Here is a 22,445-nt window from a genome sequence, read left to right on the forward strand (position 1 = left end):
TCAACCTTATTCAACGAACTTGAAAAATTTGAAACTGCCGACAATGCCAGAACTGCTAAAAAAATTCAAATCGCTCTTCCTAAAGAATTAAATCTTCAACTGCAAAAAAATATTGAAATTATTTTAGTAAATAAAAGTTACTAAAACAGAAACCTTTTTATATATCTTAAATTTAAATAAATATTAAATAGTATATGAAACTTATTTATTAATGATAATTTATTTAGAGAAGTGAGGTTAATTTTATGAAATTTGAACAACAGGAATCTGTAGAGGATTCTGCTGAAGAGATTGTTAAACCGGTTGAAGTGGAAGCCGGCGAAAAAAAACACATGCTAGATTATGATAACATAAAAAGCTCACAGGATATTGATGTTCCACCTTTACTAATTGATCAGGTTATTGGACATGAAGAGTCCATTGAAACTATTAAAAAAGCAGCAAAACAAAGAAGGAATGTTTTACTCATTGGGGACCCTGGTGTAGGTAAATCAATGCTTGCGAAGGGTATGGCTCAGATTTTACCTCATGAAACATTGCAGGATGTATTGGTTTATCCGAACATGGAAGACAACAACCATCCTCTTGTAAGGACTGTTCCTGCAGGTGAAGGTAAAAAAATCGTTAAGGCAACAAGGGGTTCAGCCAGAGGCCATGAAGAGAGAAAAACAATCATAACAATGTTTGCCATAGGTGCTGTATTAATCATTGGATTTATGTACGGCAGATTATTGGAATCCATTATCGCTGCTGCTTTGATTTTGCTCATATCTTTACAATTGAAACCTAAAAATACTGTTATGGCTCCAAAATTATTAGTAAATAATGAAGAATCAAGATTTGCACCGTTCATGGATGCAACCGGAGCTCACGCAGGTGCATTACTCGGTGATGTAAGACACGACCCATACCAGTCTGGAGGCTTAGGAACACCTGCTCACGAACGTGTGGAAGCGGGTATGATTCACAAGGCCAACAGGGGAGTTTTATACATTGATGAAATAGGTACAATGAGTATGAAAACCCAGCAGGAGCTTTTATCCGCAATGCAGGAAAAACAGTATGCAATCACTGGTCAAAGCGAAAATTCAAGTGGAGCAATGGTCAGATCACAGGCAGTACCATGTGACTTTGTTCTGGTAGCATCCGGAAACCTTCAGGTATTGGAAGGAATGCACATTGCAATGAGGTCAAGAATCAGAGGATACGGTTACGAAGTGTTCATGAAAGATTATATGGATGACACTACAGAAAACAGAGAAAAACTCGTCCAGTTCGTAGCCCAGGAAGTTAAAAACGATGGAAGAATTCCTCACTTTGCACCTGATGCATTGGATGAAATCATCCTTGAAGCGAAAAGAAGATCCGGAAAACAGAATGCACTCACCTTAAGATTAAGGGATTTAGGTGGTTTGGTCAGATCTGCAGGAGATGTAGCAATTGAAAAAGGCGCAGACCTAGTAACCGCAGCTCACGTTGTTGAAGCCAGAAAATTCGCAAGAACTCTTGAACAGCAAATCGCCGATAGATCAATTATTCAAAGAAAAGATTACAGTATGGTATCTTCAGAAGGAGGAAGAATTGGTCTTGTAAACGGTTTGGCAGTTATAGGGGACAGAAGCGGAATTGTTTCTCCAATCGCAGCTGAAGCGGCTCCGACCCAATCCAAAAGCGGAGGCCAAATCATAGCTACAGGTAAACTTGGAGAAATCGCACAGGAATCCGTGCAGAACGTAAGTGCTTTAATCAAGAAATACACCAACAAGGACATTTCAAACTATGATATACACGTTCAGTTCATTCAAACCTATGACGGTGTTGAAGGGGATTCAGCAAGCGTAAGTATTGCAACTGCAGTAATTTCCGCAATTGAAGAAATTCCAATCGACCAGACTGTGGCACTGACAGGTTCTTTAAACGTTCGTGGAGACGTTATGCCTATTGGTGGAGCTACAGCCAAAATCGAAGCTGCTGCAGAAGCAGGAATGAAAAAAGTATTGATTCCAAAATCAAATCTTAAAGATGTAATGATTGAGAAGAAATACGAAGAAATGATTGAAATCATTCCGACAGAAACCTTAAGCGATGTTTTGGAAAACATTCTAATCAGCGGTTCCAATAAGGACAAGCTAATTGAAAAGATGAAAAACATCGGTTCTAAAGTTGTAGAAAAAGTTCCACAAACATCAATCAATAATCCAACTACTCACTGATTGGATTATTAATTTCTTATTTTTTTTTATATTAATAGATAATTTTTATATATTTTATTTTTCAATATTAAATTATGGTTAGTTTTAAGTTTAATATTGCAAAATTATCAGGAAAAGTTGCATGCCAACTTGCCAAATATGGTCCTGGAAGTGGTGGAACATATCCGGGTCATGTTTTTACAAAAGTTGGAGGTCAGGAATCAATTTCCAAACTGTCATCTGATTTGAAGATGGGTTCCGTTTTAATTACAGGAACCAACGGTAAGACAACTACCACAACACTTTTGATAAAATTGATGTCAAAGGATATTCAAATCAGAAGAAGTTATGAAAACAATATATTAAATTCAATAGTCACTGCCCTTTTAAGCCAAAAGGGAGATTTGGGAATTTTTGAGTATGGTATCCGTGATATGGCTCACGGTATTCCGGACACTGTTCAAAGGTTAATCAATCCAGTCGGTGTTGTATACACTACAATATCACAGGAACACACCCAGGTTGGCGGTGTAAAAAATCCGTTTGAATCATATTATAAAGCTAAAAAGCTTTTATCCAAAGGTATGGAAAGGGGAGCTATTGTAACTAATTGTGATGATCCCCGCACAGCATTTATAGGAATTGAAAAACAAAAAGATGTTACAATCAACTATTACGGTATCGAATGCGATTCAATAGAGGACATCGGTGATAATTCCATTGAATGTCCTAACTGTGGAAAACAAATGGAATATTCTCACTTTTACTTAAATCACAGAGGAGTTTATTCTTGCGAATGCGGATTCAAACGTCCGCAGCCTAATGTGAAACTGGTCAATGTGGAATTTGGTTCTGATTCATGGAATTTGGATATTGAAGGGGATTTATATAATTATTTTGCAGGAAAAAATGTTAAATTTAACTTAAGACTAAACGTACCTCCATTCGGATTCCACAATATCTACAATACATTGGCTTCAATCACTGCATATGCAACATTCACTCCCAAAACTGAAAACATTGAAACTACCATTAAAGATGTATTCAACAATCTGGACATGTCATTCATTCCTCCTGGAAGATTTGAAGTGGTCGACATAGGGGGCAAGTTCGTCGGATTGGGACAAGGTGACAACGGTGACGCTCTTAAAATCAATGCAATGTTCATGAAACAGTTTGTGGATGCTCCACTGGAGTTCATATATACAACTCCTGATGAAAACGAAGAGGAGATATTCACAGATCATTATGAAGTCATAAAAAGCATGGAGCCGGCACATGTCATTGTCGTTCCGGGAAGACATTCCATTGAAAAGGCAGAGGAATACTACAATATTATAAAGCAGGACTTCCCTGATGCTGAATTCTATCCGTTAAGCTATGAAAAAATGGATGAAAGAATCGAGAAACTAAACCAGCTGGCCAGGAATTCCCAATACAAGTATGTTATAATGACTGGTTGCGGTGAAGAACAAGCTATGTGGGAAGAGATTAAAAAGAAAATGATTAATAGATAATTTTTGTATCTATAATCTCTTCTATTTTTTTGTAAAAATCAAGGTCTGATTTTTCCATTTCCTTAAAGGCTGCATCTATGCTGCACCCGCATAAATCGCAGCTTCCGATGATGAACTCAGAAGAATTGCTCTTGATTAATATTCCAAAAACCCTTTCTTTTTCATGGGAATACTTTTCAAATTCTTCTTGGGTTAATTTCAGGTTATAGTCGGTTGTTGAGTAGATGTCGCATTCATTGATTATCGGCACGAATGCATACATTCCACAGTTCAAAAAGATATTTTCATGCTTAAGGATTTTCAAAATCCTTTCTTCAAAATTATCTTCATTTTTTATCTCAAATGTGTCCAATTCACAGATATTGTTGGAGCCCATGTAATAATTGTCATGAATCACTGTTGCAACCAAATCTGGGTCTGCATAATTATCGCATGTAGCTCTAATATTTTTAATGGTTTCATAAACATTAATCATATAATGCCTCGAATTTTTCACATAATGAAAAGAACCTGTCAATATGTGGAATTGTTTCAATCCAATCTATAGGAATTGCATCAAATCCGTAATAAATGCCTGCCAGTCCGCCACAGATTGCTGCAGTAGTGTCTGTATCAATGCCCAGATTGACAGCTTTCAGGACAGCATCCTTGTAGTTGTCTGTAGTTTCAAGACAGTAGATTGAACTTTCAAGAGAATCAATCACATATCCTCCGCTTCTTATTTCACCACTAAAATCGTAGTCTTTTATTCGTTGGAAGTGTTCAAGTTCTTCGTTGCCTTTGTAATATTCAAAAATTTTGTCACAGGCCTGTTTTACATGCTCCTTTACAGTCAAATCATTTTTCATCATTGATTTTGCGATTTCAATATACAAACAGCATGCAATTTTTGATCTGCCATGTCCGTGGGTAAGGGCTGAAACGTTTTCAATAGTTTCATAATCGATATCAGGAATAAAAGCCAGAGGAAGAATCCTCATCAAAGACCCGTTACCGTTATCATGTGTTGAAGTCCCGCCACAGTTTAAAGGATCCGCTCCCTCTTGAAATCTCATTAATCCTCTGATTGTAGTGTTTCCTATATCAAATCTTTCGTATTGATTATAGAACTCGTCGTTGTCTTTCCATTTGCAGAATTCTTTCATGATGTCAGTATAGTCAATGCCTTTTTTATTTATAATGCTGTTCATTGTTGCCATGGTCATTGATGAATCATCTGACCAGGTTCCCTTTGGCATGTTGTATGTTCCATGACCTGTCATATCAGTAATGGGGTTACTTTTAAGTTCTGCCCTTGAGTAAAACTCAACGGGAACTCCCAATGCATCACCAACCACCAAACCTATTATTCCATCTTTAACTTTCATGATTTAATATATGTTTTTTGAAGTAATTAAAATAATCTTTTGATGTAAAAAATATTCTACTTATTAAAGTTTTAAGTAATAAAAGACAAAATATTAACGATGATTTTAAAAACCGAAAATTTGACATTGCGCCCGTGGAAGCCATCCGATGCGGAATGGCTATATTATTTTGCTAAAAATCCTAACATAGGGCCGATTGCGGGTTGGCCTCCACACAAAAGTGTTGAAGATAGTCTGAACATTATTGAAACAGTTTTTTCTAAAAGGGAAACCTATGCAATTGTCAAAAAGGATATTCCAATTGGTTGCGTGGGGTTGCTGTTTCATCCGGACACCAATCACTGGTGGGGTGAAGGTGCCTGTGAACTTGGCTATTGGGTGGCTGAGGAGTATTGGGGAAACGGATATGCAACCGAAGCATCAGAAGTGCTGATTAAAAGGGCTTTTGAAGATTTGGATGTAAAACAGATTTATGCATCATATAAAATAGAGAATGCCCCATCTAAAAGGGTTCTGGAAAAATTGGGATTTAAATTTTACTCCGAACTCACAAATGTAGATTATACTGATGAATACTTTAAAGAAATAGCTATGGTATTGGAAAAATAATTTATATCATAACATATTAATTTTAACTAATGACAAGATTATGTAATAACTGCGGATTTGAAAATCAGGATGACTATGACTTTTGCGCCAAATGCGGAACTCCTCTAGTTGATGGAGTGCAGCCTAGAAATTTCGTTGTCTATAATCATCAGGCACCTCCAGTAAACAACAAGGCTTTGATTGCTGCGTATTTGATAACCATACTTTTGTCATGGAGCGGATTTATTTTTAAGATTATATTTAAGGACACCAGATTGTCTGCAGTTACATTTTTCGGATTTTTCATGCCATTTTATCTGGTTCAGTCAAGACACCCTACAATAAAAAAACACGGACTTATAATGCTTATAATATCTCTTATAGGTGTAGGACTCTCTTTTTATGTAATGTTACATTAAAAAATAGAAAAAGTGGGAAATCATACAAAGAACAGTCTGATGTTTCCCATTAAAAGTTGAATAGGAACTTCAAATATATTCATTCCATCATTTGCCATTGCAGTGCCGACGGCATCTCCTCTTGACATAGTACCTTGGGCATTTTCACTATGTGCATAGCCGTTGTATGCATCATTTGCACGGATGTCATCAACAATGTTTTCACCGAATATGGCCTCTGCGGCCGCATTGTTCACGCTAACAATCAGGTGGGGAGTGTAGTGATAGGTATAAGTTATGATATCACGTGCCGCTCCGTAAGGATCATCAGGTGAATCCAGGTGTACATTATGCAGGGTCTGTCCGTTTTCATTAAATGAACTTCCAGGATAAACCCAATTAAAACCGCCGAAAATGCTAAAACTGGCAGCCATATCAATTCCGGGAGTCACTTCTTCACTGTCTTCAGCAACAACCAGTATCGGGCTTGCTGCAGTGAACAGTAATCCAGCAATGATAATTACTGCCACTATGCCTAATATGGTTTTTCCTATACTCATAATTTTTTTTATTTTAATTTTTTATATATAAATACTTAACTTTTTTAATTACAAAATACATAGTTATATCATATAAAATTTTGGTGATAATGTGATTATAGGCGGTTCAGCTTCCCAAGATTTGGCGGCTCATGTAGCTCGTGAACTTGGAGAAGAATTATGTTATGTGGAAACCAAGAAGTTTCCAGACGGTGAAAGGTATTTGAGAATAGACGGAGAAATTCCAGATGAAGTGACTGTTATTCAGTCAACAGGTTATCCTCAGGATGAAAATCTGATGGAATTGCTCTTTATGATTTCCAATCTCAAGGATTTGGGAGCAAAAAAGGTACGTGCAGTTGTTCCATATATGGGATATGCAAGACAGGAAAAACGTTTCAATCCTGGTGAGACCATTTCTGCAAAAATCATTTGTGAACTTATTCAGGCGGCAGGTGCTGATGAATTTATTACCTTCAATATTCACGAAGCCTGTGTTTTGGACTTCTTTGACATTCCTGCCAAAAACGTATCAGCAATGCCAGCAATTGCAGAATATCTTGATAAAAAATACTTCAAGAAAGGTGGAGACAAACCACTGATTATCGCTCCAGACAAAGGAGCTTACGGATTTGCACAGGAAATATCTGAAATCATTGGTTGTGACTGTACATATCTGACAAAAGTCCGTTTAGGACCGGATAAAGTTGAAACTAAAATTGTAGATGTAAGATGCGATAGCGAAAGTGAAAATACCGTAAATGTTGATTCAGTAAAAGGCATGCATGCAATAATCATTGATGATATTATTGCAACAGGAGGAACAATCGTAAATGCGATAAAAATCCTAAAGCAATATGGAGCTTCATCAATTGACGTTTGTTGTGTTCACCCGATTTTGACCAATAACGGCGCTACAAGAATCTATGCGGCCGGTGCAAATAAAATCATCGGTACAAATTCACTGTCCTCCGACACTTCACGTGTATCTATCGCAAAAAGCATTGCAGATGCATTGAGGCAGTAGTATGGATAAAGACCAAATCAAAACAGAGCTGGTTGATAAATCTAATAATATTCTAGAGAAATATGATGAGATGGACAAAGTTGACAGCATATCAGTCATGAATATGGCTGCTAAAACCGTATTTCTGGGTTCCCTCAAAGTTTACAATGAGGAAAACGTTTCAGGAATTAAAAAGGATCTTGAAAAGGAGCTTAAAAAATATGGTGAGCTTTCAATCAGGGATCAGAAGGTCGTTCCCTGCTGCGCTCCAAGATTTATTCATATCAGCTACAACATTTCGATAACCAATTAGATAAATATGAAAGAGTTCAAACTGAAATCACCCTATAAACCGTTGGGTGATCAACCGAAAGCCATTGATTCGTTAGCCGAAGGCATAAACAAAGGCATAAAGGAACAGACTTTACTGGGAGTAACAGGTTCTGGAAAAACATTTACGATGGCAAACGTCATTGAAAAGGTTCAAAAACCTACCCTTGTAATTTCCCACAACAAGACCCTTGCTGCACAGTTGTATGAGGAATTCAAGGAATTTTTCCCAGACAATGCTGTGGAGTACTTTGTGAGCTATTACGATTACTATCAGCCGGAGGCATACGTTCCAAGAACAGACACCTTCATTGACAAGGAGGCTTCAATCAACGAAGACATCGACATGATGAGGCACTCCGCAACACAGTCCCTTTTATCAAGGGATGACGTGATTGTTGTAAGCAGTGTTAGCTGTATCTATGGTATTGGTTCTCCGGAAGATTATGGTGAGTTTGCATTTGGAATTGCTGTCGGAGACATTTACGAAAGGTCTGAAATTCTCAGACGATTGGTTTTCATGCAGTATGAACGAAACGACATAGAATTTGACAGAGGTCAGTTCAGAGTCAGAGGGGATGTCATTGAAATCAATCCTGTTCATGGAACACCACCAATAAGAATTGAACTGTTTGGTGATGAAATAGATGCAATCAGTTTGATTGATAAGGTAACAGGCAAAAAGCAGGAATCCCTTCAAAGATACATGATTTTCCCCGCAAAGCACTTTGTAGTCGGTCAGGACAAAATGGACACTGCAATTGCCAACATCAAGCAGGAACTTGATGAACGCCTGCAGGAATTGAACCTAACAGGAAAACTGCTTGAAGCTCAAAGGCTGGAGCAGAGAACCCGCTTTGATATTGAAATGCTTCAGGAGATGGGTTACTGCCCTGGTGTAGAAAACTACTCCATGCACCTGTCAGGCCGTAAATGGGGAGAAAAACCATATTCTCTTTTAAAATATTTCCCGGACGACTTTCTGACAATCATAGATGAGTCCCACGTAACGGTTCCTCAAATCAGGGGAATGTATAATGGGGATAGGGCACGTAAGGAAACCCTGGTTGAGCACGGTTTCAGATTGCCTTCCGCTAAGGAAAACAGACCATTGAGATTTGATGAATTTGAATCATCAGTAAATCAGGTAATTTATGTTTCTGCAACACCTGCACAATATGAACTTGCAAAATCAAGAAATGTTGTAGAGCAAATCATCCGTCCGACAGGTTTGGTCGACCCTGAAGTTATAATAAGGCCGGTAACTGGTCAGGTTGAAGACCTGCTTCAGGAAGTAAGGGCAACCGCAGAAAAAGATGAAAGGGTGCTTGTCACTACATTGACAAAAAGAATGGCTGAGGATTTGACAGATTATTATGCAAGAATCGGTGTTAAGGTAAGGTACATGCACTCGGAAATCGACACGCTTGAGAGAATAGACATTGTGGATGACCTCAGAAGAGGTAAATTTGACGTGCTGGTTGGTGTAAACCTTTTAAGGGAAGGTCTTGATTTGCCTGAGGTTTCTCTTGTAGCTATCTTGGATGCGGACAAGGAAGGATTTTTGAGAAACGAAACATCCCTTATACAGACTATCGGTAGGGCAGCAAGAAATGTTAACGGCCGTGTTATAATGTATGTGGATGACATGACCGATTCTGTTAAAAACGCATATGACATCACTCTTAAAAGGCGCAAACTGCAGATGAAATACAATGAGGTTCATAAGATTACACCGAAATCCACCCAAAGAACCCTGAAAGAAAAATTGGCTGACGAAGAAGAAAAATATAAAGGTCTTACAGGTACTGAAGTTGAAAAGATGCCTAAAGATGAACTTCGCTTACTTATAAAGGATCTCGAAAAGGACATGAAGGATGCTGCTGCAAGGCTTGACTTTGAAAGGGCTGCAGAGTTAAGAAATAAACTTTATGCCTTAAAGGGCTTTGACAAATAGTTTTACTTTGATTTTTTGATGTGTGCTTTTGCACACATTTGCACTTCAAAATATATTAAGTAATATATTTTAGTATATTATTACTACTGATGTGTAGGTGGTGATGATATATTTAACTATACATTGAAAGAAGTGTTGGAATTACTTGGTAGTTTGGATGAATCTCAGATAATTGAATCAAGACATTTCATTGAATCAAATATTAATCGTAATGAAGATATTGGAATGATTTATGAATTATTATTAAATGCTAAACCTGTTCAGATTGGGAAAACTAAAACAGGAACATATAAAGTTGTTTATGAGCATCCTAAACAAAAATCTAAAGATATATATTTAATAATAATGATAATTAATACTCAAGAGATTACATTAAAAACCATATATTCTGCAAAAAGAAGTAGGAGGCTTCGTGAATATGAACCAAGTTAAAAAATTTGATTTAAAATATTCCTATGATATTGATGTTGACAGCATTCATATTAAAATCACTGAAGATTATAAATATTCTGAATCTCTAGAATTGGAAGATGGAATTATTTTAGACTTCAGCACTGAAGGAGTTCCTGTTTGTTTGGAAATATTGGATTTAAGTGAATTATTTTCCATCAACAAGGAATGTTTTGAAAATATTGAAGACATTAATATTTCAATAGATATAACAAACTCCACTATATCTTTAAATCTTTTAATGGTGGTTTTAAATGAAAATAAGAAAATTAATCAACCATTCACTACTATAGCTAAAAATATGATAAATATTCCTGAAATGAATGTGATATGCTCTTGTTAAATATCTTTTTAATTCATTTTTTTACTATTACTTATCAATTGCTCTCTCAAATATTATATATGGGAGATTGTTCTAATATTATATAACAAAATTAATGGAGAAAATTATGGCTGAAGATTCTAAAAAACAAATTGTCATTAAGGGCGCACGTGAGCACAATTTACAGGATATTGATGTTAGTGTTCCTAGAGATGAATTCATTGTCATTACAGGTTTAAGTGGGTCTGGAAAGTCATCACTCGCTTTTGATACAATATATGCTGAAGGACAGCGCAGGTATGTTGAATCATTATCCGCTTATGCAAGGCAATTTCTGGGGCAGATGAAAAAACCCGAAATGGAATCCATTGAAGGTTTATCACCGGCTATTTCAATTGACCAAAAGACTACAAGGGAAAATCCAAGATCAACTGTTGGGACAATTACAGAAATTTATGATTATCTAAGATTATTGTTTGCAAGAATTGGAATTCCACACTGTCCAAATTGTGGAAGAGAAATTTCTCATCAAACCATTGGCCAAATTGGTGATTCCATCATTGAAGAAGGTGAAGGAATTAAGATTCAGGTCTTATCACCTATAGTCCGTGATAAGAAAGGTCAGTTCAAGGACGTTTTGGAAGATTTGAGAAATCAGGGTTTTGTAAGGGTACGTGTTGATGGAGAAATACGTGACCTTGATGAGGATATTTCACTTGCAAAAACCTACAGGCACAATATTGATGTGATAGTTGACAGATTAAAAATAAGAAAAGGAGTTGACTTTAAAAGAAGACTTGTTGACTCTCTTGAAACCGCTTCAGAGCGTACTGACGGTTTAATTACAGTATTATTTGATGATGGGGAAAAGGAGTATGAGAAAAAATACTCGGAGCATTTTGCATGTGTTGACTGTGGAATTAACTTTGAGGAACTGACACCAAGGATGTTTTCATTCAACGCTCCACAGGGAGCATGTCCTGAATGTAACGGTATTGGATCAAAAATGGAAATTGATCCAGATTTGGTTGTTCCAGACATGTCATTAACTTTAAATGAGGGTGCAATTGTTCCGTGGGCAAGTTCTTCCAAAAAAGAGAATTATTATTATCAGATGCTTAAGGCAGTATCTGACCATTTCAATTTCAGTATGGATGTTCCATTCGAGGAACTTGACAAAAAGTATCAGGATACAATATTATTCGGATGTGATGAAAAGATTCCATTTACTTTCAAAAGAAGAAACAGGTCATATATGGTTAACCGCAGATTTGAAGGTGTCGTTCCAAGAATGCAAAGGCTGTACTTTGAAACCAAATCAAGCTATTCAAGAAAATACCTGTCAAAATTCATGTCTGACAGAAAATGTTATGTTTGTGACGGTAAACGTCTAAAACCGGAAGTACTTGCAGTAACTGTCGGTGGAAAATCAATCATTGACGTTTGTGACTTGGCAATTAAGGATTCATATCAGTTTTTCCAGGATTTAGAGTTAACAGAGCGTGAAAACTTCATCGCAAAAGAGGTTTTAAAGGAAATTAAAGAACGGCTAAGCTTTTTGGTTGAAGTGGGTCTTGATTACTTGTCAATGTCCAGGTCATCAGGAACACTTTCCGGTGGTGAAGCACAAAGAATCAGGCTTGCTACTCAAATCGGTTCTGGACTGGTTGGTGTATTATACATTCTGGATGAACCTAGTATTGGTCTTCACCAAAGAGACAACATCAAGCTTATTGAAGCGCTTAAAAGACTTAAAGATTTGGGAAATACTCTTGTTGTTGTTGAACACGACGAAGAGACAATATTGTCTGCAGACTATGTTGTGGATATTGGTCCTGGTGCCGGTGAGCATGGAGGTAAGGTAGTTGCTCAGGGAACTCCGTTGGATATTATGAATAATCCTGATTCAATTACAGGCCAATATATCTCAAGGGTTAAAAAAATAGACATTCCTAAAACTAGAAGGGAAGGAAACGGCCATTTCATTGAAATCAAAGGTGCTGCTCAAAACAATTTAAAAAACATCGATGTAGAAATTCCATTGGGCAAGTTTACCTGTGTAACTGGTGTGAGTGGTTCAGGTAAAAGTAGTCTAATCAATGAAATTCTATACAAGGGAGCTCACGGAAAGCTTGCTAAAAAGTTCATGTTTGCCGGAAAATATGATAAGATTGAAGGTTTGGAAAACATTGATAAGGTTATTGCAATAGATCAAAAACCAATTGGTAGGACTCCAAGGTCAAATCCTGCAACCTATACTGGTGTATTCACTGACATTCGTGATTTGTTTGCAAATACTCCCGAATCAAAAGCCAGAGGTTACAAGCCGGGAAGATTTTCATTCAACGTCAAAGGCGGAAGATGTGAAGCATGTTCCGGTGATGGAATCGTTCAGATTGAAATGCACTTTTTAGCCGATGTTTATGTTCCATGTGAAGTCTGTGGCGGTAAAAGGTACAATGAAGAGACTTTAGATATTAGGTACAAAGGTAAAAATATCTATGAAGTTCTTGAAATGACTGTTGAAGAAGCTTTAGAGTTTTTCCAGCACATTCCTAAAATTACCAAAAAGCTCCAGACATTGTATGATGTCGGACTTGGTTATATGAAGATTGGTCAGCCTGCAACAACTCTCTCTGGTGGTGAAGCACAAAGAATCAAGCTTGCTAAGGAACTTTCAAGAACAAGTACTGGTAAAACATTATACATTCTGGATGAACCAACAACAGGTCTTCACTTTGATGACATTAAAAGACTGTTGGATGTTCTTGCCAGATTGACTGATGCGGGCAATTCAGTTGTTGTTATTGAACACAATCTTGATGTTATAAAAACTGCCGATCATATCATTGACTTAGGTCCTGATGGTGGTGATGGAGGAGGTCAGGTAATAGCTACTGGTACTCCTGAAGAAATTGCCGAAGCCGGCACATATACTGGTAAGTTTTTAGAAAAGATGCTTAATGAAAACATCACGCCTTATGCTAAGGAACTGGTGGAAGATATTGGAAAATAATTCATTCTTTTAATTTTTCCTTTTTTAAATAGTGAATTAATTTCCATCAATTAATTTTTTTATTTTCATCATCTTTAGATTATTTTTTACAATTTTGTTCATTATTTTTTCTTTAATTTAACTTATATTCTTGCATTTTCCTTTTTTTTAGAATTATTTAAACAGATTTAAATAATATGTTGATTAATTTATTATTATCTGAGTAGTTAAGTGTTAATACTACTTAACAGTAATCAATCAGGTGATATTATGAGAGAGTTATATGAAAAAATGATTGATGAGTCCATGGCGGCTCAAAAGGCAGATGTTAAAGTCATTACTGAAAACAGATACAATGACTTTAAAATTACTGATGCTAAACCTTATGCAGATGCTGTAGCAGGTATGAAAGCATTAGACAATCAAGCAGAATCCGTAATTAACTTACATAAGGAATCTGTAAAAAACCATTATGAGATTTTATCTTCCATTACAGACACATTAAAATGTGAAGATGATCCGTTTATTGAACACTTCCAAACTCCACCTATTCTTGAAATCTTATGTGAAGAAGATGGTGAATTTGCAGACAGTGTTGACAAGTTTATTCAGGCAATTGCTGATTCAGAAGCATTGATTGCAAAAGAATCAATCAGAAGATACGGCGGATTTTACGGACCAACTTGTGTAGTGGACTTTGCTTTAATGCCTGGAAGTACAAGTAATGTTGTTAACCAAATATTGGCTAAAATGGACATTCCTGTACATCATAAACAAGGAATATTATCTGCAAAATCCTGGGGTATGAACACTTCATATGGTATAGGTGATGCATTTGCAAATGCCATTGAAGACGGTCTCACAGCTACCCAAGCAACAGAAAAAGAAATCGCAACATTGCAGATGATTTACAAAACTCCTATTGAAGGACAAGGCCAATTGATGGATGATGCAGACCACTCTTCATTTGATGTAAGGGACTACATGAACAAATATAAAAAGGCAATGACTCCTATCGTTAAAGCTGCAATGGATGATGGCGTACACTATGGTAACATTGTAACTGTTCCTGCATACTGTGTTGGAGATATCGGTCACCACATAGGTCAGTCCACATACAACATGTGTAAAGATGACGTTACCATGTCAATTATCCAGGCAACTGCTGGTGTAATTGAAAACTCACTTAGAAACAACCTTGATGTATTCAAATCTCCATTTGATGTACTTAAACTTTCAACTGGTGCATCCGCATGTGCAACTGAATTCCTATTGGAATTAGATGGATTTACCGCTCCAATGGTTGTAGACATGTTAAATAAAAGGTTCCACAACTATGTACAGCAATATCCAAAAAGAGGTGCAGCAGCTGAATTGCACAACTGTGACTTCATGGACATGATTTACAGAGGTTTCAACGCAATGAGTAACGCAAGAAAAATGCGTTCTTCAAGTGGATATGAAATCATTCCTAGAATCAAAGGAATGGAAGTTGATTTCACTTCAATCCTTGAAAATGAAGTACTCATGAACCCTCAAAGGTACACTTACCCTGCATGTGCAATCACTGTCAGATTCTCATCACTCATGAGACTTGCTGACTACCCATGTCTTTTAACTTCAGAACCTATTACCGCAACTATGATGACCAACATTATCGCACTTGACAAAGAAACTCCTGGATCTCCAGTAAGAGGATGTAAACAGTGTGCTTCAGCATGTCTTGCTGACAACAAACACGAATACTGTCAATGGAGAGAAGCAGTTTAGGTGAGATAAATGGCTTATAGTTTAGGTAAAAAGTTATTTGCAGAGCTTGTAGGTACATTCCTATTGGTTCTTTTCGGTACAGGAGCAGCAGTCGTAACACTGCTGATTTCAGACAGCATATCACTGGGCGGAGCAGGAATTGGTGTTCTTGGAGGACTTGGTGACTGGATTGCAATCGGATTGGCATTCGGTTTAACTGTAATGGCTGGAATATATGCCTTTGGAAAAATTTCCGGAGCACATTTCAATCCTGCCGTAACCATTGGACTTCTTGTAACCAAAAACATTGGTTTAACTGAAAGTATCGGTTATATTGTCGCACAGTGTATTGGTGCATGTTTAGGAAGTATTGCACTGTTTTTATGCTTAGGCGATCCTGCTGTAGCAATCGGAGGACTTGGAGCAACCGCACCTGGTCTTGGCGTAAGCTATACTCAAGCAATGATTGCTGAGTTTTTAGGAACATTTTTCCTCATGATGGTAATTATGGGTACTGCAGTTGACGAAAAGGCAGAACCTGGTTTTGCAGGAATATCAATCGGTATGACTGTAGCTACTGTAATTGTAGTTTTAGGTGCATTTACCGGTGCTTCAATCAACCCTGCACGTACATTCGGACCATACCTTATGGACATGGTTTTAGGAGGTCAAAACCTCTGGGGATTCTTCCCAATTTATCTTGTCGGACCTATTCTCGGTGCAGTCTGTGCAGCTCTTCTTTATGCATACATCTGCAAAGAAGATTAAATTTAATTTGAATAATTCCTTTGAATTATTCCATTTTTTCTATTTTTTTCAATAACTTATTTTAATCAAGTCCTACTTATATAATATATGATTATATAGGTGATAATTTTGAATTTTGACATTAAGGAAGCTATATTGATATTCGTTCGAGGTATCCTAATGGGTTCAGCAGATATTGTTCCTGGGGTTTCAGGAGGAACAATTGCTCTCATAACCGGTATCTATGGACATTTGGTAGAGGCAATCAGTAAGATAAGTTTCGGGTTTGTAAAGCCATTATTTAAAGGTGATATTAAAGGATTCTGGACAGCGTTGCTTGATGAAATTGATTTCAAGTTCTTCATACCTCTGGTTTTAGGTATTGGTATTGCTTTTTTAACACTGGCAAAGGTTGTCACATTCTGTATGGAAAACTTTACCGCTTATACATATGCATTCTTCCTAGGTTTGATTATCGCTTCTGCTGTAATTCTTTTCAGGAAATTGAATTCAATCAATCTTAAAAACATTGTATTTGCAATTATTGGTATGGTTCTGACATATCTATTCGTAAGCATGAATCCTATTGCAGCCAATCACTCCCTAATTGTCCTGTTCATTTCAGGGATGATTGCAATTTGTGCTATGATTCTGCCTGGAATTTCAGGTTCATTTTTACTTTTGCTGCTTGGTCAGTATCAGTATATGCTCAATGCTCTTCATGAGCTTCATTTCTCAGAAATCATTGTCTTTGTAGTCGGTGCTTTGATTGGTATTTTAGGTTTTTCCAGAATCTTGAACTTCCTTCTCAAAAACCATGAAGAGGTAACAATGGCATTTCTTATTGGTGTTATGCTTGGTTCTTTAAAGGTTCCGGGTGTTGCAATCATGGAATCAGTCAGTTTCAATTTTGCAGGTCTGTTCCCATGTCTGATTATTGCTGTCATTGGATTTGCATTGATTATTATTTTAGAAACCAGATTTGATTATATTGGATAATCAAATTAATTACTTTTTTTTATTTTTCATTTAATTTTGATATTATAACTGTTTTAAAATTTATTAACAATTAGGAATATAATTATTTATAATGCTAGTTTTAAAGAAAGTTAAAAAACAGTGGAGATTATATCCAATCGGTTCTCCAAAGGGAGCATTGAATCACAAAAGGGAACCCGAATTCGTTGGAAACATCAAGTTTACTCATGAAGGAGATTCACTAGCTATTTCCAGGTTTGTTGCAGATTATAACTTTAAGGATAACTCCACATTGAATGAAAAATTACTTCCGCCAGGGGAAGTCATCAGATTGCTTCGCTCACAGGCAGTATTTCTTGCAACTAAAGATGATAATGTTGAAAAGTTCCTTGCATCACAAAACATCAAGGTAAGGCATACTCAGGTTTGTGACTTCTGTGCCTATGAGGGAAACATCACTATAGTAAATTCAGATTACTCTTATAAACATAACAATCAATTGATTTGCAAGGACTGTGCACATGACACAATTAAAGAAGAGTTAAAGCTTCAAGGCTTTGATAAAGCAATTTTTAGAAACCTCAAAAAGACATTGGAAAAAACAGGAAGTCTTGAGAAGACATTATCAGTTCTTGATCCTCATTTTGATGCTATAAAAAACAGGAAACTTACACTGTTTGATAAAACTAAAAAATCAAGGCACATTATACCTCCAGTAGATATGAAAAGGTTAAAGATTCCTAAAGACTTTAAAAATGTTTTACTTGACTCAGGAAATGATAAATTGTTGCCTGTTCAGTATCTTGCAATTAAAGAAGGGCTTTTGAAGGGAGAAGATTTGCTTGTTGTAAGTGCAACAGGTTCCGGAAAAACTTTGGTAGGTGAGCTTGCGGGAATTACCGAAGCACTTAAGGGCAAAAAGTTTGTGTTTTTAACTCCATTGGTTGCTCTTGCAAACCAGAAATACAGAGATTTCAAAAGGAAATATAAGAAATTGGGTTTAAATGTTGCCATCAAAGTCGGAAGAAACCGTGTTAAAGCTAAAGGCGAACTTAAACTTCCTGATTCTGATGTTTCAAAATCAGATATCGTTGTGGCTACATATGAAGGAATAGATTATCTTTTGCGAAACGGCAATTCGGACACTCTGTCTAATTTAGGTGTTGTACTGATTGATGAAATTCATATGATTGATGATGAAGACCGTGGAACACGTCTGAACGGATTGATAAAACGTATTAAGCATCTATATCCAAAAACTCAAATCATTGGTCTTTCAGCCACTGTCAAAAATCCCGAATTTCTGGCGGATGAATTCAACATGAAGCTTGTCAAGTATGACGAAAGACCTGTTCCTTTGGAGAGACATCTGGTTTATGTAAGAAACGAATCTCAAAAGCGCCACTTGATGCAGGCACTGGTTAAACGGGAATTCAATACCAAATCCAAAAAGGGCTTCAGAGGTCAAACTATAATATTTACCAATTCAAGACGTAAAACCCATCAGATTGCAAATTACCTGACGAATAAGCGTATCAACGCCAAAGCATATCATGCAGGATTGTCATATTATAAAAAGGAAAAGATTGAAAAGGACTTTGACAAGGGCAGAATTTCATGTGTCGTTACAACTGCGGCCCTTGCTGCGGGTGTGGATTTTCCGGCATCACAGGTAATATTTGACTCACTGGTAATGGGAAACAAGTGGATTAATCCGAATGAATTTTCACAGATGCTCGGTCGTGCAGGAAGGCCGTCCTATCACGACAGAGGTATAGTTTATCTGATACCTGAAGTGGGAAATGATTTTGCAGGTGAATCCGAAGAGGCAATGGCACTGGAACTTCTTGAAAGCAACAGTGAAGATGTCTTCATTGAATATGATGAGGAGTCAGCCTATGAGCAGATTCTTGCGGATGTCTCATCAACTTCAATCAGGTCAATGGATGAACTGAATAAATTTTATAAGAATATTGACGTTCCAATAAGCATAAAAATAGCTGTCGATGAGATGAAGGAATTGGGACTAATCGAAAAGGGTCTCAACAACAAATTGGAAGTAACAAAATACGGCAGGGCAACGTCAGTATCGTTTTTATCAATTGATGATGCGGAGTTTATCAAAAATACGCTAAACGATTACAATTATCTTCAAAGATATGTGGGTTTGTCACCGATGTATAAAAAAAAGGACAAGTTCGACAAGCTTAAGGTTTTGATATTGGCCATGGCGCTTGATTTGGAGATGTTTGAAAATGCATATCTTTCAAGTGTTATCCACAATCAGATTGCCAATGCATTGAAAATTAAGTTTTCAACAAGACTTTTTGCCGAATCCACTTTGGACATCATATCAAGCGGTGAAGCCATAGAAAAGGTCGACAAGAAATTTCAGGATGCACTGATTGCACTTCAAAGCGATTTTATGCAGTGCAGATGTCAGGACAGGCCCTTCTGTTCATGCATGCAGAGAGGAATTTCCGAGGTCATAATTCACGAAAGACTTAAAGGCAAGGACCCACAAGATATATCAAATAAGCTGTTTAGAAAATATCAAATTCAGGTCTATCCGGGAGACATATTCTCATGGCTGGACAATTTTGTCAAAAACTTGGATGCAATCAAAAGGATTGCTAAAGCCTTCAGACGACAAAATATTGTTAAAAAGACTAATTGGTTAATTAAAAAAATTGAAAACGGGTGAATAAATGTTTGCTGATGAAAAAATATTGATTGGTTGTAATGAAAACACTGGTGTGTATTTGTTACCGAAACTGGCTAATCGTCATGGTTTGATAGCCGGAGCAACTGGTACTGGTAAGACAGTCACATTAAAGGTGATGGCAGAATCATTCAGTGATTTGGGAGTTCCAGTATTTTTAGCGGATATGAAAGGGGATATTTCAGGACTTGCAAAAATAGGTTCTGACACTGATTTTATCACCAACAACAGGCAAAAATACGGTCTAGATGAAAAAGGTTTTAATTTTAAAGCCTATCCTGTAGAATTCTGGGACCTGTTTGGTGAGAAAGGTCTTCCGGTAAGAGTAACATTATCTGAAATGGGTCCGGTTCTGCTTTCAAAAATATTGAATTTATCAGAAGCCCAATCAGGCGTATTAAATATTGTATTTAAAGTAGCGGATAAAAATTCCTTACCGATCATTGATTTGAAAGATTTGAAATCAATGATAAACCATGTGGTTGAAAATAAGGATCAGTATGAAGGTGAATACGGTGCGATAGCTGATAAATCTGCAAATACAATTTTGAGGAGTCTCATTACACTTGAAGACCAAGGAGGTAATGATTTCTTCTTTGAACCTGCATTGGATTTAAATGATTTCATGAAAGTTGATGATAATGGAAAAGGTATCATTAATATTTTGGACGCTCAAAAATTATCACTTTCTCCTGAAATATATTCCACATTCCTGCTTTGGATGTTATCTGAATTATTCGAGAACCTGCCGGAAGTAGGGGATATGGATAAACCTAAATTTGTTTTCTTCTTTGATGAGGCACATCTTCTCTTTGATGACATGTCACCTGAATTCGCCAAAAAAATCGAACAGATTGTAAGGTTAATCAGATCAAAAGGTGTCGGCCTTTACTTCATATCACAATCTCCTGCTGATATTCCGGATGATATTTTAGCACAGCTTGGAAACCGTGTACAGCATGCTCTACATGCATACACTCCGAAGGACCAAAAAGCGGTAAAGGTGGCTGCTGAAACATTCAGACCTAATCCTGAATTCAATACTGCTGATGTGATTTCCGAGCTTGGAATAGGTGAAGCACTGGTATCAGTACTTGATGAAAAAGGTGTTCCTACAGTTGTTGAAAAGGTAAATATAGTGCCTCCACAAAGTTACATTGGAGCAATTGATGATGCAAGAAGAGAAGAGTTAATCAATTTATCTGAACTCAAATCCAAATATTGGGAAGCTGTTGACCCTGAATCCGCATATGAACTATTGCTTAACAAAATAGATTCCAATCCTGATTTACAAAGTGAAGTGGTGCCTGAAACTAAAGAGGTTATAGAACAAGCTATCGAACAAAGACAGGAAGCTCCCGCAGAGGTAACTCCTCAGGCAGAAGCACCTGAACCTGAACAAGAAGCTCCACAGAAACCAGCATTCGATTTGGGAGATATTCTTGGAACAGTAATGGGTGGAGGACAAACACAGAAAAGCGGAAGAGCCAAAAAATCCGAAGCTCAAAAAATGGCCGAAAGAGCAGCTTCACAGGCAGCCAATACAGTTGCACGTGAAGTAACAAAAGGAATAATGAGAGGAATATTCGGACAAATGAAATAAGGTGTCAATATGGCTCATCCACATACAAAAGCAATAGAAAAAATGAGTGCCTCCAATCTGATTGGGGTTATTGAAGAGTCTAAAATGACTTATGTTCGTGAAAATCTAAGCATATTTTTACATGAAAATCAAATCAAACTCTTGAAACAGGTAAGAAAACACGAAAAGCCTCATCACAAAAAGATTAGAGTTAAACAGTTTGAAAAAGCTAAAAAGGATGACCTTTTCAATATGCATTTGGGTTTGTATCTAAAAAAATATCAGAAACTGGAAAAATATGGCCTTATTGAAATTGATTTGCATCCTCAAAATGGTCTTGAATATGATTGTGCTTTGACTTCCAAAGGATCAGATATTCTGGATGAGATTTCCCGTTTGGAAAGTGAATGGGAAGATGTTGTAGGAATTACAGACAGTGATACTGAGACTTTGAAAAAAATCGCTTTGGACGCATTTGAAATATCCTACAAACACAAGAAAAACAGGCAATTCATTTTTTAAAGTATTTGAATTCCATAGCTATTGATTTGTATGCATTTTCTACACATTCAATAGCTTCTTTTTTTGTTTTAAAATAATATAGGTGACTTTCACACTCACAGTCTGAACATCCAAAATCTTTTATGCCATCTGTCTTTTTTGAGATATATTCAGATAATTCACATTCTATTTTACGTGTTGATTCATTATATATTACATCTCTGATTTTCGCCCTTTTCAAGAGATAATCAACATGCCAATGGAGCTTTTTGTCTTCACTTAAATGTCTTCTGATTCTTGATTCAAGGGAATTCATGGCTGAACCGACATAGACATAATACCCTCTTTTGAATTTGATGTTTCCAAGTTTGCCGATTTTTAATTCAAGTTTTCCATCAACATTAATGATTAGACAGTAGCATCCTTTCATAATATTATATTTATGTATAAAAGAAGTTTAAATTTTTTATAAATTTTACTTGATTATTTATAATATAAAAAATAT

The 22,445-nt window shown here is 36.6% G+C and carries 21 protein-coding genes; 17 read left to right on the forward strand and 4 right to left on the reverse strand.

Annotation, left to right across the window (positions count from 1 at the left end; genetic code table 11):
* The 3 genes from ACKI2P_RS09025 to ACKI2P_RS09035 form a co-directional block, all read left to right on the forward strand.
* Positions 1 to 144: MobA/MobL family protein (locus ACKI2P_RS09025; RefSeq protein ID WP_407377042.1), on the forward strand; the 144-nt coding region annotated here is incomplete at its 5' end.
* A gap of 101 nt (positions 145 to 245) precedes the next feature.
* On the forward strand, positions 246 to 2,213 hold the full coding sequence (gene lonB / locus ACKI2P_RS09030; protein ID WP_407377008.1) for an ATP-dependent protease LonB: 1,968 nt from the start codon (positions 246 to 248) through the stop codon (positions 2,211 to 2,213).
* A gap of 71 nt (positions 2,214 to 2,284) precedes the next feature.
* Complete coding sequence (locus ACKI2P_RS09035) at positions 2,285 to 3,709, forward strand: Mur ligase family protein (protein WP_407377044.1); 1,425 nt, start codon at positions 2,285 to 2,287, stop codon at positions 3,707 to 3,709.
* On the opposite strand, the gene ACKI2P_RS09040 is transcribed toward ACKI2P_RS09035, so the two are convergent.
* Complete coding sequence (locus tag ACKI2P_RS09040; protein WP_407377010.1) at positions 3,699 to 4,184, reverse strand: hypothetical protein; 486 nt, start codon at positions 4,182 to 4,184, stop codon at positions 3,699 to 3,701. The genes ACKI2P_RS09035 and ACKI2P_RS09040 overlap by 11 nt on opposite strands.
* Complete coding sequence (locus ACKI2P_RS09045) at positions 4,177 to 5,076, reverse strand: ADP-ribosylglycohydrolase family protein (protein WP_407377012.1); 900 nt, start codon at positions 5,074 to 5,076, stop codon at positions 4,177 to 4,179. Before ACKI2P_RS09045 ends, ACKI2P_RS09040 begins: the two co-directional genes overlap by 8 nt.
* Before the next feature lie 99 nt (positions 5,077 to 5,175).
* Here ACKI2P_RS09045 and ACKI2P_RS09050 point away from each other — a divergent pair, with 99 nt between their 5' ends.
* A complete protein-coding gene (locus tag ACKI2P_RS09050) occupies positions 5,176 to 5,685 on the forward strand; it encodes a GNAT family N-acetyltransferase (protein ID WP_407377014.1) in 510 nt (169 codons plus the stop codon).
* 29 nt (positions 5,686 to 5,714) lie between these two features.
* A complete protein-coding gene (locus ACKI2P_RS09055) occupies positions 5,715 to 6,083 on the forward strand; it encodes a zinc-ribbon domain-containing protein (RefSeq protein ID WP_407377016.1) in 369 nt (122 codons plus the stop codon).
* 20 nt (positions 6,084 to 6,103) lie between these two features.
* Here the strand turns inward: ACKI2P_RS09055 and ACKI2P_RS09060 are convergent, their stop codons facing one another.
* On the reverse strand, positions 6,104 to 6,622 hold the full coding sequence (locus tag ACKI2P_RS09060; RefSeq protein WP_407377018.1) for a hypothetical protein: 519 nt from the start codon (positions 6,620 to 6,622) through the stop codon (positions 6,104 to 6,106).
* A 91-nt stretch (positions 6,623 to 6,713) separates the two neighbouring features.
* Between ACKI2P_RS09060 and ACKI2P_RS09065 the strand changes: the two genes are divergently transcribed.
* The 12 genes from ACKI2P_RS09065 (at position 6,714) to ACKI2P_RS09120 (ending at position 21,961) form a co-directional block, all read left to right on the forward strand.
* Entirely contained in the window at positions 6,714 to 7,628 is a 915-nt protein-coding gene (locus tag ACKI2P_RS09065; protein ID WP_407377020.1) for a ribose-phosphate diphosphokinase, read from the forward strand.
* Position 7,629: 1 nt separating this feature from the next.
* Positions 7,630 to 7,920 (forward strand): hypothetical protein, encoded by a 291-nt coding sequence (locus ACKI2P_RS09070; RefSeq protein ID WP_407377022.1) that lies wholly within the window; start codon positions 7,630 to 7,632, stop codon positions 7,918 to 7,920.
* A gap of 6 nt (positions 7,921 to 7,926) precedes the next feature.
* Complete coding sequence (gene uvrB / locus ACKI2P_RS09075; protein ID WP_407377024.1) at positions 7,927 to 9,894, forward strand: excinuclease ABC subunit UvrB; 1,968 nt, start codon at positions 7,927 to 7,929, stop codon at positions 9,892 to 9,894.
* Between the two features lie 123 nt (positions 9,895 to 10,017).
* A complete protein-coding gene (locus tag ACKI2P_RS09080) occupies positions 10,018 to 10,326 on the forward strand; it encodes a hypothetical protein (RefSeq protein ID WP_407377026.1) in 309 nt (102 codons plus the stop codon).
* The gene (locus ACKI2P_RS09085; protein WP_407377046.1) at positions 10,313 to 10,687 is read left to right on the forward strand and encodes a DUF2283 domain-containing protein; all 375 of its coding nucleotides are present in this window, start codon (positions 10,313 to 10,315) and stop codon (positions 10,685 to 10,687) included. Before ACKI2P_RS09080 ends, ACKI2P_RS09085 begins: the two co-directional genes overlap by 14 nt.
* Before the next feature lie 106 nt (positions 10,688 to 10,793).
* Positions 10,794 to 13,682, forward strand: coding sequence for an excinuclease ABC subunit UvrA (gene uvrA, locus ACKI2P_RS09090; protein WP_407377028.1), 2,889 nt, complete (start codon positions 10,794 to 10,796; stop codon positions 13,680 to 13,682).
* Positions 13,683 to 13,931: 249 nt separating this feature from the next.
* Positions 13,932 to 15,431, forward strand: coding sequence for a DUF2193 domain-containing protein (locus ACKI2P_RS09095; protein WP_407377030.1), 1,500 nt, complete (start codon positions 13,932 to 13,934; stop codon positions 15,429 to 15,431).
* A gap of 9 nt (positions 15,432 to 15,440) precedes the next feature.
* Positions 15,441 to 16,178, forward strand: a complete 738-nt coding sequence (locus tag ACKI2P_RS09100) for an MIP/aquaporin family protein (RefSeq protein WP_407377032.1) — start codon at positions 15,441 to 15,443, stop codon at positions 16,176 to 16,178.
* A gap of 159 nt (positions 16,179 to 16,337) precedes the next feature.
* Positions 16,338 to 17,156 (forward strand): DUF368 domain-containing protein, encoded by an 819-nt coding sequence (locus ACKI2P_RS09105; protein WP_407377048.1) that lies wholly within the window; start codon positions 16,338 to 16,340, stop codon positions 17,154 to 17,156.
* A gap of 91 nt (positions 17,157 to 17,247) precedes the next feature.
* Positions 17,248 to 19,839, forward strand: a complete 2,592-nt coding sequence (locus tag ACKI2P_RS09110) for a DUF5814 domain-containing protein (protein WP_407377034.1) — start codon at positions 17,248 to 17,250, stop codon at positions 19,837 to 19,839.
* 4 nt (positions 19,840 to 19,843) lie between these two features.
* A complete protein-coding gene (locus ACKI2P_RS09115; protein WP_407377036.1) occupies positions 19,844 to 21,460 on the forward strand; it encodes a helicase HerA-like domain-containing protein in 1,617 nt (538 codons plus the stop codon).
* Positions 21,461 to 21,469: 9 nt separating this feature from the next.
* On the forward strand, positions 21,470 to 21,961 hold the full coding sequence (locus ACKI2P_RS09120) for a hypothetical protein (RefSeq protein WP_407377038.1): 492 nt from the start codon (positions 21,470 to 21,472) through the stop codon (positions 21,959 to 21,961).
* On the opposite strand, the gene ACKI2P_RS09125 is transcribed toward ACKI2P_RS09120, so the two are convergent.
* Entirely contained in the window at positions 21,951 to 22,370 is a 420-nt protein-coding gene (locus tag ACKI2P_RS09125; RefSeq protein WP_407377040.1) for a GIY-YIG nuclease family protein, read from the reverse strand. The two genes, ACKI2P_RS09120 and ACKI2P_RS09125, sit on opposite strands and share 11 nt — an antisense overlap.
* Positions 22,371 to 22,445 lie beyond the last annotated feature (75 nt).

The organism is Methanobrevibacter sp., from assembly GCF_045541095.1.
In the GTDB taxonomy this organism is placed as follows: domain Archaea; phylum Methanobacteriota; class Methanobacteria; order Methanobacteriales; family Methanobacteriaceae; genus Methanocatella.

Bases quoted from the DNA above. Each gene is read 5' to 3' on its own strand.
- lonB (WP_407377008.1), top strand. From the start codon at position 246: ATGAAATTTGAACAACAGGAATCTGTAGAGGATTCTGCTGAAGAGATT.
- ACKI2P_RS09040 (WP_407377010.1), bottom strand. From the start codon at position 4,184: ATGATTAATGTTTATGAAACCATTAAAAATATTAGAGCTACATGCGAT.
- ACKI2P_RS09045 (WP_407377012.1), bottom strand. From the start codon at position 5,076: ATGAAAGTTAAAGATGGAATAATAGGTTTGGTGGTTGGTGATGCATTG.
- ACKI2P_RS09050 (WP_407377014.1), top strand. From the start codon at position 5,176: ATGATTTTAAAAACCGAAAATTTGACATTGCGCCCGTGGAAGCCATCC.
- ACKI2P_RS09055 (WP_407377016.1), top strand. From the start codon at position 5,715: ATGACAAGATTATGTAATAACTGCGGATTTGAAAATCAGGATGACTAT.
- ACKI2P_RS09060 (WP_407377018.1), bottom strand. From the start codon at position 6,622: ATGAGTATAGGAAAAACCATATTAGGCATAGTGGCAGTAATTATCATT.
- ACKI2P_RS09070 (WP_407377022.1), top strand. From the start codon at position 7,630: ATGGATAAAGACCAAATCAAAACAGAGCTGGTTGATAAATCTAATAAT.
- uvrB (WP_407377024.1), top strand. From the start codon at position 7,927: ATGAAAGAGTTCAAACTGAAATCACCCTATAAACCGTTGGGTGATCAA.
- ACKI2P_RS09085 (WP_407377046.1), top strand. From the start codon at position 10,313: ATGAACCAAGTTAAAAAATTTGATTTAAAATATTCCTATGATATTGAT.
- uvrA (WP_407377028.1), top strand. From the start codon at position 10,794: ATGGCTGAAGATTCTAAAAAACAAATTGTCATTAAGGGCGCACGTGAG.
- ACKI2P_RS09095 (WP_407377030.1), top strand. From the start codon at position 13,932: ATGAGAGAGTTATATGAAAAAATGATTGATGAGTCCATGGCGGCTCAA.
- ACKI2P_RS09100 (WP_407377032.1), top strand. From the start codon at position 15,441: ATGGCTTATAGTTTAGGTAAAAAGTTATTTGCAGAGCTTGTAGGTACA.
- ACKI2P_RS09105 (WP_407377048.1), top strand. From the start codon at position 16,338: ATGGGTTCAGCAGATATTGTTCCTGGGGTTTCAGGAGGAACAATTGCT.
- ACKI2P_RS09110 (WP_407377034.1), top strand. From the start codon at position 17,248: ATGCTAGTTTTAAAGAAAGTTAAAAAACAGTGGAGATTATATCCAATC.
- ACKI2P_RS09115 (WP_407377036.1), top strand. From the start codon at position 19,844: ATGTTTGCTGATGAAAAAATATTGATTGGTTGTAATGAAAACACTGGT.
- ACKI2P_RS09120 (WP_407377038.1), top strand. From the start codon at position 21,470: ATGGCTCATCCACATACAAAAGCAATAGAAAAAATGAGTGCCTCCAAT.
- ACKI2P_RS09125 (WP_407377040.1), bottom strand. From the start codon at position 22,370: ATGAAAGGATGCTACTGTCTAATCATTAATGTTGATGGAAAACTTGAA.